Origin of the sequence: Micromonospora sp. NPDC049662, from assembly GCF_040675055.1 — a bacterium.
Taxonomy (GTDB): domain Bacteria; phylum Actinomycetota; class Actinomycetes; order Mycobacteriales; family Micromonosporaceae; genus Micromonospora.
The window spans coordinates 88,308-100,694 of the sequence record NZ_JBFAOC010000009.1 but is presented as its reverse complement, the minus strand read 5'-3'; the positions used below and the strand labels follow the sequence as shown (position 1 = coordinate 100,694).

Below are 12,387 nucleotides of genomic sequence, written 5' to 3'. Positions count from 1 at the left end.
CGGTCCGCTCGGTCCCGTACGCCCTCGGCCGGAAGCTGTACAGCGCGGCGACCGGCCCCGCGAAGCCGGCGGCTGGCCCGGTGTCGCCGGGTTCTAGGCTGGTCGACATGTCCGATTCAAACCGGCTTGGGGAATTCCTTCGGGCCAACCGCGCCCGAGTGGACCCGAAAGGGGTCGGGCTGCTCGGGAGTAGCGACCGCCGGGTACCGGGACTGCGCCGCGAGGAGATCGCGGTCCTGGCCGGGGTGAGCGCCGACTACTACGCCCGCCTGGAGCAGGGCCGGGAGCGCAATCCCTCCGCACAGGTGCTCGACGCGATCGGCCGGGCCCTACGCCTCGACCAGGAGGCGCGCGGTCACCTCTTCCGGCTCGCCGGGCTCCATCCGCGCCCCGGCCCGGAAAATGCTCGGGCGTCCGTCCACCCCGCCCTACTGCGGCTGTTGGACGCCTTCCCCACCTCCGCCGCGTACGTGCTCAGTCCCGCGTTCGACGTGCTGGCCACCAACGGCGTGGCGGCGGCCCTGCTGTCCCCGTTCACCGGCCCGACCAACATGGTCCGGGTGCTGTTCCGGCATCCGCAGGCCCGTACCGTCTTTCCCGACTGGCCGACCCTAACCGAGAACGTCGTACACGCCCTGCGACTCAACGCCGGTCTCTTCCCGAGCGACCCCCGGATCGAGGCGCTCGTCACCGACCTGCGACGGGACTCGCCAGAGTTTCGCGCCCTCTGGGCGGACCAGACAGCGCAGGGCCTGACCCGCATGTTCAAGGTCATCCAACACCCCGAGGTGGGGCGGATCGAGCTGACCTACCAGACCTTCGACGTCCGGGACGCTCCCGGTCAGCAACTGCTGGTCGGCACGCCCGAACCGGGCAGCCGCAGCGCCAAGGCGCTGGCCACACTGCCGGCATCAGATAGCCGAGCAGAGTGACGACGGTCACAGGAGTGGGGGACCCGATCGCGCGGGGACGGTCGTCTTACCTCACGTGAGACGAAGCCTGGACGCGACGGACGAGCAGGAGCTCGTCCGTCGCGTGGCCCGCGGTGACCGGCGGGCCTTCGACGAGCTGTACCGGCGTACCGCGCCCTGGTTGGAGGTGCGCCTGCGCCGCCGGTGCGCGGACCCGGACGTGGTCGCCGACGTCCTCCAGGAGACCTACCTGACGGTGTGGCGGGCAGCCGGCAGCTTCGCCGGCGACCAGGTCAGCGGCAGCGCCGTCGGTTGGCTGTGGACCATCGCCGCGCACCGCCTGGTGGACGCGTTCCGGCGTCGTTCGCGGCAGGCCCGGGTGCCGCAGGTGCATCCGGTCGAGACGGTCGTGCCCGCCGCCGAGGACGAGGCGCTCGCCGGCCGGGTCGGGCAGGAACTCGAACAGGCCCTCGCCGTGCTGCCGCCCGAGGTCCGCGCGGTGCTCCGCGCCACTGTCCTGGACGGCTTCACCGTCCGCGAAACGTCCGTGCTGCTGGGCGTACCCGAGAACACCGTCAAGTCCCGGATCCGCCGCGCCCGGATCGTCCTGCGGGAGGCCCTGTCGTGACCACGCATCCCACCCTGAACGACATCGACCGCTACGCCGACGGCGATCCCGGTCTCGACGAGGCGACCGTCTGGTCGATCGAAGTGCACCTGGAGAGCTGCGCCGACTGCCGCGCCCGCCTCGCCGGCAGCACCACCATCGAGTCGCGCGCCCTGGTCGCCGAGGTCGCGGCAGCCGTCGACCGCGCGATCGCCGCCGGCCCCACCCCACGATCAAGGGCCTTCCTCCGTACGCCGCTGCGGCAGCGCTGGTTCGTGGCGGCGCTGCTGCCCTGGGTCGCCATGACCGCCGGCGTGCTCGGCACCGCGGCCGTGCTCACGTACTTCCTGTCCGAGCTGCCGTCGATCGTGCTGCTGCTCGCGCCCCTCGCGCCGCTGCCCGGGGTCGCCGCGGCCTGGAGCAGACGCGGCGACCCGGCCTGGGAACTCGTCGTCGGCACCCCCTCGGCCGGTCTGACGATGCTCCTGCGCCGTACCGCCGGGGTGCTCGTCCTCGTCATCCCGGTGCTCGCCGTGCTCGCCGCCTACGGGGCCAGCCGGGTGAACCCCGCGCTGATGCTGCTGCCGTGCCTCGCCTTCACCGCCGCCACGCTGCTGCTCGGCTCCCTCGTCGGGGTCCGCCGCGCCGCAGTCGGGCTGATGGCCGCCTGGGCCGCCGCCGTGATCGCACCCAGCCTCGCCACCGCCGAGTTGCCGGTGCTCCTGGAACCGGCGGCCATCGGTGGGTGGGCCGTCGTCACGGTCGTGCTGGCCGCCCTGACCCTCCTGCGCGCCAACAGCTTCCGGCGCCTCACCTCGTTCTGAAGGGAACCACCATGCGAGCGGTGAGCCTGGCCGAGACGGCCACCACCATCCACCCCTGGGCCATCCACGCCGAGGCGCTGAAGGTGCGGGCCGGCCGACACCTGGCCGTCGACGGGCTCGACCTGAGCCTCGGCACCGGCGTCCACGGCCTGCTGGGGCGCAACGGCGCGGGCAAGACGACGTTGATGCGTGCCCTGGCCACCGTGCTCAAGCCGTCCGGCGGCCGGCTCACCCTGCTCGGCAGTTCGGTGGACGGCCGCGCCGACCTGCGCCAGGCCCGGCGTTCGCTGGGTTACCTGCCGCAGCACTTCGGCTACTACCCGCGCTTCACTGTGCGCGAGTTCGTGTCGTACCTGGCCTGGTTGAAGGAGATGCCGAAGTCCGACATCCCAGCGGCCACGCAGCGCGCGATCGACCGCGTCGGGCTCAGCGCCAAAGCCGACGCCCGGCTCCGCACACTCTCCGGCGGGATGCTCCGCCGGGCCGGCGTCGCCCAGGCCATCGTCAACGATCCGCGGGTGCTGCTGCTGGACGAGCCGACCGTCGGCCTCGACCCCGAGCAGCGCCTCGACCTGCGCGAGCTGCTGCGCGACCTGGGTACGGACGCCTGCGTGCTGGTCTCCACCCACCTCGTCGAGGACGTGGTCGCCGCCTGTACCGAGGTGGTGCTGATCAACGAGGGTCGGTTGGTGTGGCAGGGCACGCCCGCCGGTCTGGCCGCCGAGGGCGACGAGCGCCATCCGGGTGACAGCCCCGCCGAGCGCGGCTACTCGGCGCTGCTCCGTCGCCACGAGGCGGCCAGCCGATGAGCGTCCTGCGGATCGAACTCCGGCGCTCCGCCGCAGCCGGCGCCGCGCTCCTCGTGGTGGCGGTCGGCGTCGCCGCCCTCTACCTCGCCCCGGGCCGCTGGTCGGAGGGGTGGATGTCCCTCACGCTCGCCGTCAAGGAGTACCTGCTCCTGCTCTGGCCGATCGCCCTCGCCGCCGGAGCGTGGCAGGGCCGCCGCGAACACCGGGCCAAGGTCGGGGAACTGTTCGCCACCACACCCCGATCCCGCGCCCGCCGGATGCTTCCGGTCCTCGTCGCGATGGGGGCCGCGCTCGGGCTCGCCTTCCTGCTGGTGGTCGGCGCGGGCGGCATGCGGATCGCGTCCACCGCCGCGTACTTCCCGCCGGACGTCGTCGCCATCACGCTGGTCGGCGCGTTCTCCCTGGTCGCGGCGGCCTGGCTCGGCCTGGGCATCGGGCGGCTGCTACCCGCCCTGGTGACCGCGCCCGTGCTCGCCGTGGCCGGTGTGCTGCTGGTCTTCTTCACCGCGATCATGCGGCCGGACTGGATGGGCGCGATCCTGTCTCCCGCGTACGGCAGCAGCACGTTCTACCCGTTCCAGACCATCGACCCCCGGGTCACCGCCGTGCTCGCCATCTTCCTGGGCGGGCTGGCGCTGACCGGCGTACTCCTGCTGGTCGCGCAAGGTCCCCGTACGTCGGTGGCCGCCGTGCTGCCGGTGTTGCTCGGCTTCGGTGTCGCGGCGGCGCTCGTCCCCCGTGACGAGGCAACCCTCGTCGCGCCGATCGATCCCGTGGCCCGCGAACTCGTCTGCACCGACGACGCCCCGAAGGTCTGCGTCACCCGGGTCAACGCCAACGTGCTGGACACGCTGACCCCGCTCGCCCGCCAGGGCCTGGCCGCCCTCGCCAAGATGCCGGACGCCCCCACCCAGGCGCACGAGGACACGCGGGCCTACCTCATCGGGGACGTGCCCCTCCGCGACGCCGACACCGTCACGATCGACGTTCGGATCGACGACCACGGCGGCCTGGCTCATCCCGACGCCGTGGTCCCCGAGATGGTGTTCGGCCTGGGCACCGGATACGGCGGCCCGGACTGCGAGCGCAACGGCGCGGTCGAACGAGCCGCCGCATACCACCTGCTCGGCCGCGAGCCGGTCTCCGACGTCGGCGTCATCCCCGAAATGATCGAGGAGGATCCGCAGCTCAACGCCGAGGCGGTCACCCTGTGGCGGGACCTCCAGAAGCTGCCCGCACCGGAGGCGCTCTCCCGCGTGACGGCGGTACGCGACGCCATCCTGGCCTGCCAGGACCCCACCGGACTGCTGTCGCGATGATGCTGCACCTACGCGCACGACGCGTACCCGTGGCACTGGCCGCGTCCGTCAGCGCCGCCGCCCTGATCTGGGCGCTGTGGCTGACGCTGTCCACCGAGCGCGACGTCATCCTCCTGCTCGTCGTCCTGACGGTCACGCTGATGGTGGCGACCCTGTCGACCACCCTGGCCGCCCCCGACGAGGACCTGGAACGCACCGCCGCACTGCGCTGGCCGTGGCGGCGAGCCGTGCACCTGCTGGCCGCGCTGGCGCTCGTACTCGTCGTGCTGCTCGCCACCCAACCCACCGGCGCCCGTTTCGGCCCCACCGCGCTGCTGGTCCGCGACTCCGCCGGCCTGCTGGGCCTGACCGCGCTCTGCGCGACGGTCGCGGGCGCGGCCCGCGCCTGGTTCCTCCCCGTGGGCTGGGCGATCGCCGCCGCCATGTTCCCCCAACCGGGCACGTGGGGCGCGCTCGCCACCTGGCCGGGCCAACCCCTTGACAGCCGGCCGGCGGCCGTGGTCGCGGCCGTCCTGGCGGTCGCGGGCGTGGTGGCGTACGCGCTGCACGGAGCCGCCCGACGCGAGTGACGGAAGCGCCGACCCGCGCCGCAGTGGTCTCGCGGTCACTCAGCGATCGGCGATGCGTCGCCACCACCACTGGCCGTCTTGTGGCCAGCTCGGATCGTGCAGGGTGCGGGCGCGGTACCGCTCAGCAAGGGGATCCACGATCGCCTGGATCTCGCGCCTGCCGGTCGGAGGGACCGCCCTGGCGATCGTGTGCAGGGTGTCCATCGCCTGACGCGGGTCACAGCAGGGGCAGTCGGCGTCCTGATCGAGCGTCAACACCGCGCCGGATCGCCGGAGAAACCGGGCTCGTTGATCCGTCAGGTTATGCGTGACGGGGTTCGGCGCTCGGGTGGCGGCTCGGGCGGCGGCTCGGGCGGCGGCTCAGCGGCCTGCATGTCGAGTTGAGCGCACTCGATCTATTGCCGGGTATGAGCAATGATCGGCGGCGTGAACACTGTCATCGCCATCTCCCAGGTCGTCTCCACTTTGATCGTCGCCCTGGCGTTGCTGGTCGGAGCTCGCCAGGCCCGGCACGCTGGGCGGCAGGTCGAGGCGGCATACCGTTCACAAGAGGTCCAAGGCACGATGGAAGTGGTCAAATTGATCACCTCGCCCGAAATGCGGTCCGCCGCCCGGGTGCTGCCGTCGGTCCTCGAAGTTCCTTACAGTCAGTGGACCGAGGAGCAGAAGACAGCAGTCATGGTCCGTTGTAACGGCTTCGATGTGGCGGGCATGTTCGTTCGTGCCAATATGGCCGACGAGAACTTCATCGTCGACAACTGGGGAGCGTCCATCCTGGAGATCCGCGAGATAGCGAGCCCGCTTATCGCCGAGCTGCGGCACAGATACCGGGTCGAAAGCTACTGGGGGAACCTGGTGTGGCTGGCAGGTCGTTGGGAGTCCCGGCGGGCAGTACGGTCAACGCGTGAGCCGGCCGCCGCCGATGCAGCTTGATCTTCCTTTCGAGTTTTAGCGAGCATCATTTCGGCCAGCCGGACCTGTCATCCACGGATGTGGCTGTCACCCTTGCTGTCGACAGTCGTCGTCGGCGGCGGCTCGATTCCGTGGATGGCTGTCCCGAGGCGTCGGCAGCCGGGTACGTCCCCGATGAGGAGCCCGAGGTTCGTCGTGGCCTAACCGCTTAGTCCACGGCCGTCCGAGCGGCGTCGAGGAAGGCTAGCCGATGATCTTCCAAATAGTCCCTTACGCTTTGCCCGTCGGGTAGCACTTCCCATACAGCCCGGTTGAGGTCAAGGAAGTAGGCCCGAGCCGCGGTATGAACCGGAAGTGGAAACGTCAGGCGGATCATCCGCTCAGCCACCCATACACGGTTCATGATCGCTTGCGTTTGGACTTGCCACTCATCGCCGTCCTGCCAGCTGAATGGACGCGTGAATGCGCATCGCTCAGCCTCGGCCGTGACCTCGATGAAACTCTGCAACTGGGCCAGCCGCTCCGTTCGGCGGCTCTCGCCAAGAGCCATGGCCTGCCGTCGTTCCTCTGCTCGCTCAGCCGACCGTTGAGTCATGCGTTGGACCCAGAACGACAAGCCCCCGCCCAGTGCCACCCCGCCCAGCGAGGTCAACGACACCCAGACGTCGCTCGGCATGGCCCCATCATGGCACCGACCCTCGTGGGCTGTCGATCAAGCGTGACCTCGACAAACGTCGTCGCCAAGGGTCGTCCCTGGTCGCTGCTGTTCGGCGCCCGACGGCCTGGCGCACATCGGGCCGTTGAAAGAGCGGTTGGGCGGACCGCATGACCAAGGGTGAAGCGACACGGCAGCTCGCGGCCAGGACCGCCATCGAAGTCGGCACGGTTGGCATCTGCCGTACCGGCCCGACGCACGGCAACAGCGGCCTCTAAGTGTCGCTGACCTGCGCGAGAGTGGGCCGCCAGGGACTCGAACCCTGAACCTATGGATTAAAAGTGGCCAGGAAACGACAAAACGCTATGAAGTCTTTTTGCCGTCGTGACCTTGGCTTGCCGTCCGAGTAACGGCAGTGCTGTCCCGTTGTGTCCGCGCTGGTCCAGGGCCTGGTTGCGGTGCACGACGCGGCGGTGTGCGGCCCGCCTCGTGGTGATGTCCGGGGTTGCGTCATGGGTCCGTCCTCGGTTGGGGACGTCCGAGCACCCGGGGAGCGGCCCATCGGTGGTACGACACGGTTCCCGCCGTCTCCTTGAGCCGATCGTCTGCACCTGTGGCGAGCCCAAGGGGGCCGACAGGACTGGGATGAAATTGGGGCGCGGCTTTGATCTTCGCTGGCCATACTGGTGCCCATGAAGCTTGCTGAGGCCCTGGCGCTGCGCGCGGACGCGGCGCGCCGCGCCGAACAACTCCGTGCCCGCATTACGGCCAGTGCCCGCTACCAGGAGGGCGAGGCACCCGCGGAAGACGCCTCGGCTCTCCTGACCGAGGTGGGCGAGGCCCTCGGTGAGCTGGAGTCGCTGATCCGGCGAATCAATCGCACCAACGCCGCAACCACCGTCGATGGCGCCACGCTTACTGACGCGCTGGCGCGTCGCGACGTTCTCCGTCTGCGGCACAGCGTGGTCAACTGGGCGGCGGACGCCGCCGCAGGTGAGGGCCAGCGCGGATATCGGCAGCTGCGGTCGGAGTTGAAGATGATCCCGGCGTTGCCGGTGGCCGAGCTGCGCCGGCAGGCCGACGACTTCGCCCGGCAGTTGCGCGAGGTCGACACGCTGATCCAGCGGACGAACTGGGAGGTCGAGCTGCTGGACTGAGGGGGTTGCGGAGCAGGTAGCCGACGTGGAGGCGTGCACGAACCCGCGAGCCGGCGGGTATTCCGGCTCACTCCTGGCGCGCCGAGGGCAGGCGTTGGGGTTCGATTCCCCGGCACACATCGCATGCCCAGCACAGCACACAGGTGACGGCGCACAGGGCACGGCACACTACCGGGTGCAGATCCACGACGGTGAGGGTGGGACAGGGGACTTCCGCAACCTCTTGCAGCAGGCTCAAAGGTGGCACCTGACGGCTATCGATCGCGTCGCCGCCACCCCTGCCGTCCGAGGAGCGCGTTCAGGCGCTGCTCGCCTACAGCAGCAGTCGTGCGCTCCCGGCGGCGTCAGGCTCGACGACAACGGTCATGAAGCTCGGCAATGACTTCTTTCTCAGGCGCGGTGATGTCGCCATCGACCGTGGCCACCCGGCTGGCGACGTCAAGGAGCTCGGTCAGGTCTCCGGGCTCGGCGTCCAGACGCCTCCACACCTCGTTAGGGTCAATTTCGACAACGTCAGCTAGTTGATCATCGACTACCCCGTGCAGTTCGCGGACGGTGCGCGCCAGGTGCTTCATCAGCAGCGCTTCATCGTGGCCGATCTTGTTGTCCGCTGTGATGACGAGCCACGCGACCCACAGCAGCAGCCTCGGGTGCTGACTCCGGCTGCTCAGCCTCTCGGCGAGCTCAGTCACCCGCGCCTCGTTACGGAAGACGGTTCGCGCGTGCCGGCCCGCGAACAGCGTCGTGTAGCGGTTCAGCACGACGGTGAGGGGAATGCCGACCAAGGGGATGCCGACCTTGATGACGTTGCGCTGCAGGAGGTGCTTCCCGACGACGGGAAGCCCTTTCGCCGCGGTCAGGACGCTCTTGGAGTAGAACCGCTTGACCAACGGGCGCACCACGAGCGGGACCGACTTGGTCAGGCTCTCCCGCGCGAGCTCCCCGCCTTTGATCGTGAAGGCCACACGGATGAGCTTCCACATGTCGTCTGGGTCGTCTAGGTCGAGCGGGACCCGATAAAGCACGGAGATGTCGTAGGCCAGGCGCAGCTGAAGCTGGGTGATGTAGGTGAGGTCGACCATGAGGGTCACCGCGGCGGCCGGCAGAGTCAGCGACGAGGCTCCGCCGGCACTGCCGATAGTGGCAGCGACGGCCGCTGAGTATGCCCCGGCCGAGAGTCCACCTTCAAGCGCGGCATATCGTGATGCCATCGTGATCCGCTGTTCAACGATGCCATCCGCCGGCACGCCCTTGTATTTCTCCTGGAAGTACAGCCAGTCGACCTTGTTAGTGTAAGAAGTTAGGGCCTGCGCGACCAATTTCGTGAACCAGTTGCCTGATTTGACGTCGTCCGGGTTCAAGCCCCTAATGAACTCCCGCAGCTCGGTCCGCTCCCGCTCGACAGCCTCCCGGGCAGCACCGTCGTCGGAGTCGCCGGCGTCGTTCGGAGCTTCGGTCATAACTATTTCTCCCAGGATGTTCAGCGTTGATCTTCTCGGTGGCCGACAGATGGGTTTTCAATCGGCGATGACCCTGCTCGGCTGCGACTGTCGGGTCGCGTCATTGTGCCGGCGAGTGGCACGACTGGGTAGTCGGTCGTGGTCTACGTCGTGGTGGCAGCGGGCTCTCGCACCACTCAGCCCGGCGGCGGAGCTGTGTAGACGCCCGTGAGGCCCGTATCCTTGCGTGCTTCGTGCACGGTCTGCTGGACCTCGCGCCGGGTGCGTTCCGCGCCCTTTATGATCAGTTGGTCGACAGGCCGGTATCGGCTTCGTAGCGGTCGCGTCGTTCGAGTATGGGATCGCGGATCGCGGCTAGATCCAGTAGTCGGCTTCGTCTGCCTTGACCACAAAGGCGACGCTGTGCCTGGCTCGCGTGACGGCAACGTAGAGCCGGTCGGGTGCTTTGAGAGCTGAGTGGTCGGCCGTCCGTAGATAGCTGAGCATCGGCTTGGTGGGGAAGATCAACACGCGGTCGTAGGTGCTGCCCTTGGAGACACCGATATTGAGGGCTGCTAGTCCGAGCGTTGGCGTCCTGACCGAGTCACGCAGCACCTGGGGAGAATATTTCGCCACATAGGCGGGCACGCCCTCTCCGGTGATCTTGAAGATGCCGTCGTGTCCCGTCTCAGCAAGGTTCCGGGACGTCGTGGTTGGCATCTGGGGGTAGAGCCGGTCGGACCAGTCGCAGATGAGCTGGTGGCAACGCCAGCTTTCGGTACGCATCTCCACCGGGCAGGCCGCTCGTCGGCGCTGGAACCAGTCCAGGATCCCGGCTCCGCGGTACTTCTTGTTACGTGGTCCGTTGTTCGTGGCGAGGGTGTGCTGACGGGGATCGCCCACGACGGTGACGCCCATGCTCGACCCGAAGAGCTTGTCGACGAAGTCGAGGTCGTAACCTACGAGGTCTTGGAACTCGTCGATGTAAATGTGGTCGTACATCGCTTCCAGTCGGTGCATCACGGCACCGTCGGAGGCGCTGTCGGCGCAGCAGACAAAGTCGGAGACTCCGTCGCGGTACATGTCGCCATTGCGGTCGAAGTAGTACGCGAGAGGTTTGTCGCGGGGGGCGAACCGTGGCCGCCGGCCGTTGAAGTTGAGCGACCGGATGTGGTCAATCCTGCCGGTGACGCAGGCCTGGAACGGCTTCGCGCCCTGACGAATGAGGAATTGAAACCAGGTGATGGTGGTGATATGGGCGGGAATCACTCCCGTGACCTCGACCAGGCGCCGACGGATCTGGGCGAGGTTCTCTTGGGTGTAGGTGGTGATGAGCACGCGCTGCGATGGGTCGGCGAGCGCGGCGTCGATGATCAGCTGAGTTTTGCGTGACCCGGCGGCAGCGATCACCGCGCGGTTACCGGCGGACGGCATGGCGAATGTACTCCGGCATGGTGATGGTCTGCTCGGACTCGAAGACCGCGAGCGCCCAGCCAGTCTTGTTGGCCGTCATGTGGGTGAGCAGCTCTTCGTCGGTCGCGAAGTTCTTGCCGAGGATCTCGTTCAGGCGCGCGAGACCGTTGGCGGCTAGTACCTGGGGTTCCAAGGTCTTGGCGTCCCCGGTGCCCACGTGAATGGAGATGAAGTCGTATTCGGCGAACTCCGCGTAGCGCTGATGCATCTTGGCGGCGTCGCCGTCGTTGTCGTTGACGACGGCGACGGGCTTGGCCAGTGGCACGGCCAGGTCCAGGAAGCGGGCGGCCGACAGGCCACGGACGTTGATGATGTCGACGCCGTCGGCGATGGGTTCGCGTCCATGTTCATCGAGGTAGGCGCGCGTCAGGATTAGTTCATCCGAGGGCCCTTCCACCAGGATTGCGCGTTTGGCCAAGACCAGGCGCAGGGTGTCGTAGCCGGAGAGCTTCTTGAAGTAGTCGACGGTGTCCCTGCGCAGGTCGGTGATGCGCTGCCCACCCGCGTTGGTCAGCAGGATCAGCTCGTCGAGGCCGAGCTTGTTGAGGATGAAGGCGCTGTGAGTGGTCGCTAGGACCTGCTTGCCGGCGCACTTCTCGTTGATCTTGTGGACGAGCTGATTCAGTGACGAGAACGAGAGGTGGTTTTCCGGCTCCTCGATGAGCACGACGTGTGTGTCGGCGATTTTTTCGGTCAACGCCAGGAGGATCTTGAGTGAACTCTGTTCGCCCTTGCCGACGTAGGGGAAAGGCAGTTCGTCGAGATGCGGTACGAGGCTGCGCTCCCAGCCTGCCCGTTGGGAGATGTCGATGGACAGTGTCAGCTCTCGATCGCTGATCTCGCCGCGTTCCCCGGCAAGCCTGGTGTTGATCTCCTTGACCGCTGCGATGTCGCCGAAGGTCTCCCGCAGACTGCGATAGGCCAGCGACAGCTCGACCCGCTGACGGGGCCCCAGGGAGTCAGCAATGATCGACTGCAGGTAGGCATCTGCCCCGTTCGGAAGTCGGATCGCGGTCGCGTCAATCAGCGTTGCGGCCGCCGGAACCCCGCGCGCCGTGATGGCCTCACCAGCGAAGTTGGTCCAATGGACCTGGTAGTACTCCGTCGGCACCCAGGCGATGCGGCCCGGTTCGGCAATGTACGTGGCGTACTCGTCGATGAAATCGAGGTTGAAGGCTATCCGGATCTTGACGCCGGGCGTGAACTCCCGCAGCGAGTTGTTCGCGCCTCTGAGCGTGGCCAGGTTGTCGGCGTCGTCGAAATAGAGCTCGATCAGAATTTCCGGTGGCTCCGCCGGGCCGCGTGCGCGCAGCGCTGCTACGTACTCACGGGTGGCTTGCAGATTCATCAGGAACGGCGACAGCTCCGCGGCCGCCGGATTGCCGCGTAGCCTGCCGGTCAACGCAAGGTTGATGGCCTCTAGCAGGTTCGACTTGCCTGCGTCGTTGTCGCCGACGATCACGTTCACGCCGGGGTTGAGGTCCAGCGCGAAGTTCCGGAACACTTTGTAGTTTTTGATCGTGATCTTCTTCAGCATGCGTGGCCGTAGAAGTCGCGTGGCTGTTCCGCCTGGTACGGATTGGTCAAGGCCGTCTCCTCACGTCACGGTACGTGTCGATGATGGTTGGCGGCGTACCGATATCCATTCCGCTGTCGCGTAGTTGACCATGGTTGTAGCCGGTCAGAGAGTGCGGACCGACCGGAACGTGGCG

The 12,387-nt window shown here is 67.9% G+C and carries 13 protein-coding genes and 1 pseudogene; 8 read left to right on the top strand and 6 right to left on the bottom strand.

All coding sequences use genetic code 11. The features are described 5' to 3' along the window. The first annotated feature begins 107 nt into the window (after positions 1-107). From AB0J36_RS09930 to AB0J36_RS09905, 6 genes are read left to right on the top strand one after another with little or no spacing between them, the layout of a single operon-like run. Positions 108-932 carry a helix-turn-helix transcriptional regulator gene (locus AB0J36_RS09930; RefSeq protein WP_363660399.1) on the top strand — a complete coding sequence of 275 codons (825 nt, stop codon included), beginning with the start codon at positions 108-110 and terminating at the stop codon, positions 930-932. Positions 933-987: 55 nt separating this feature from the next. Continuing rightward, positions 988-1,539, top strand: a complete 552-nt coding sequence (locus AB0J36_RS09925) for a sigma-70 family RNA polymerase sigma factor (RefSeq protein WP_363660398.1) — start codon at positions 988-990, stop codon at positions 1,537-1,539. Then, positions 1,536-2,342 carry a zf-HC2 domain-containing protein gene (locus AB0J36_RS09920; RefSeq protein ID WP_357131960.1) on the top strand — a complete coding sequence of 269 codons (807 nt, stop codon included), beginning with the start codon at positions 1,536-1,538 and terminating at the stop codon, positions 2,340-2,342. The genes AB0J36_RS09925 and AB0J36_RS09920 overlap by 4 nt, the downstream gene beginning before the upstream one ends. Before the next feature lie 11 nt (positions 2,343-2,353). Further along, a complete protein-coding gene (locus AB0J36_RS09915; protein WP_357131957.1) occupies positions 2,354-3,151 on the top strand; it encodes an ATP-binding cassette domain-containing protein in 798 nt (265 codons plus the stop codon). Next, a complete protein-coding gene (locus AB0J36_RS09910) occupies positions 3,148-4,470 on the top strand; it encodes a hypothetical protein (RefSeq protein ID WP_357131954.1) in 1,323 nt (440 codons plus the stop codon). Before AB0J36_RS09915 ends, AB0J36_RS09910 begins: the two co-directional genes overlap by 4 nt. Then, positions 4,470-5,039, top strand: a complete 570-nt coding sequence (locus AB0J36_RS09905) for a hypothetical protein (protein WP_363660397.1) — start codon at positions 4,470-4,472, stop codon at positions 5,037-5,039. The genes AB0J36_RS09910 and AB0J36_RS09905 overlap by 1 nt, the downstream gene beginning before the upstream one ends. A gap of 39 nt (positions 5,040-5,078) precedes the next feature. On the opposite strand, the gene AB0J36_RS09900 is transcribed toward AB0J36_RS09905, so the two are convergent. Further along, complete coding sequence (locus AB0J36_RS09900; RefSeq protein ID WP_357171633.1) at positions 5,079-5,243, bottom strand: hypothetical protein; 165 nt, start codon at positions 5,241-5,243, stop codon at positions 5,079-5,081. A 222-nt stretch (positions 5,244-5,465) separates the two neighbouring features. Here AB0J36_RS09900 and AB0J36_RS09895 point away from each other — a divergent pair, with 222 nt between their 5' ends. Beyond that, a complete protein-coding gene (locus AB0J36_RS09895) occupies positions 5,466-5,972 on the top strand; it encodes a DUF4760 domain-containing protein (protein WP_357131945.1) in 507 nt (168 codons plus the stop codon). Between the two features lie 187 nt (positions 5,973-6,159). Here the strand turns inward: AB0J36_RS09895 and AB0J36_RS09890 are convergent, their stop codons facing one another. Beyond that, entirely contained in the window at positions 6,160-6,627 is a 468-nt protein-coding gene (locus AB0J36_RS09890) for a hypothetical protein (protein ID WP_357131942.1), read from the bottom strand. A 671-nt stretch (positions 6,628-7,298) separates the two neighbouring features. On the opposite strand from AB0J36_RS09890, the gene AB0J36_RS09885 reads away from it, so the two are divergent. Continuing rightward, positions 7,299-7,763, top strand: coding sequence for a DIP1984 family protein (locus AB0J36_RS09885; protein ID WP_357392545.1), 465 nt, complete (start codon positions 7,299-7,301; stop codon positions 7,761-7,763). 344 nt (positions 7,764-8,107) lie between these two features. Here AB0J36_RS09885 and AB0J36_RS09880 read toward each other — a convergent pair whose 3' ends face one another. The 4 genes and pseudogenes from AB0J36_RS09880 to AB0J36_RS09865 all read right to left on the bottom strand — a co-directional run bounded on the left by AB0J36_RS09880 (position 8,108) and on the right by AB0J36_RS09865 (position 12,212). Further along, positions 8,108-9,223 (bottom strand): hypothetical protein, encoded by a 1,116-nt coding sequence (locus tag AB0J36_RS09880; protein WP_357392544.1) that lies wholly within the window; start codon positions 9,221-9,223, stop codon positions 8,108-8,110. Positions 9,224-9,399: 176 nt separating this feature from the next. Then, positions 9,400-9,566, bottom strand: a pseudogene (locus AB0J36_RS09875) (tryptophan--tRNA ligase); the annotation flags it as partial. 11 nt (positions 9,567-9,577) lie between these two features. Then, positions 9,578-10,636 (bottom strand): UvrD-helicase domain-containing protein, encoded by a 1,059-nt coding sequence (locus tag AB0J36_RS09870; protein WP_357392543.1) that lies wholly within the window; start codon positions 10,634-10,636, stop codon positions 9,578-9,580. Continuing rightward, positions 10,620-12,212, bottom strand: coding sequence for an AAA family ATPase (locus tag AB0J36_RS09865; RefSeq protein ID WP_357392542.1), 1,593 nt, complete (start codon positions 12,210-12,212; stop codon positions 10,620-10,622). The genes AB0J36_RS09870 and AB0J36_RS09865 overlap by 17 nt, the downstream gene beginning before the upstream one ends. Positions 12,213-12,387: the final 175 nt, after the last annotated feature.

Excerpts from the sequence above, each read along its gene's own strand:
- AB0J36_RS09930 (WP_363660399.1), top strand. The coding sequence starts at position 108 with ATGTCCGATTCAAACCGGCTTGGGGAATTCCTTCGGGCCAACCGCGCC.
- AB0J36_RS09880 (WP_357392544.1), bottom strand. The coding sequence starts at position 9,223 with ATGACCGAAGCTCCGAACGACGCCGGCGACTCCGACGACGGTGCTGCC.
- AB0J36_RS09865 (WP_357392542.1), bottom strand. The coding sequence starts at position 12,212 with ATGCTGAAGAAGATCACGATCAAAAACTACAAAGTGTTCCGGAACTTC.
- AB0J36_RS09885 (WP_357392545.1), top strand. The coding sequence starts at position 7,299 with ATGAAGCTTGCTGAGGCCCTGGCGCTGCGCGCGGACGCGGCGCGCCGC.
- AB0J36_RS09905 (WP_363660397.1), top strand. The coding sequence starts at position 4,470 with ATGCTGCACCTACGCGCACGACGCGTACCCGTGGCACTGGCCGCGTCC.
- AB0J36_RS09900 (WP_357171633.1), bottom strand. The coding sequence starts at position 5,243 with ATGGACACCCTGCACACGATCGCCAGGGCGGTCCCTCCGACCGGCAGG.
- AB0J36_RS09890 (WP_357131942.1), bottom strand. The coding sequence starts at position 6,627 with ATGCCGAGCGACGTCTGGGTGTCGTTGACCTCGCTGGGCGGGGTGGCA.
- AB0J36_RS09870 (WP_357392543.1), bottom strand. The coding sequence starts at position 10,636 with ATGCCGTCCGCCGGTAACCGCGCGGTGATCGCTGCCGCCGGGTCACGC.
- AB0J36_RS09910 (WP_357131954.1), top strand. The coding sequence starts at position 3,148 with ATGAGCGTCCTGCGGATCGAACTCCGGCGCTCCGCCGCAGCCGGCGCC.
- AB0J36_RS09915 (WP_357131957.1), top strand. The coding sequence starts at position 2,354 with ATGCGAGCGGTGAGCCTGGCCGAGACGGCCACCACCATCCACCCCTGG.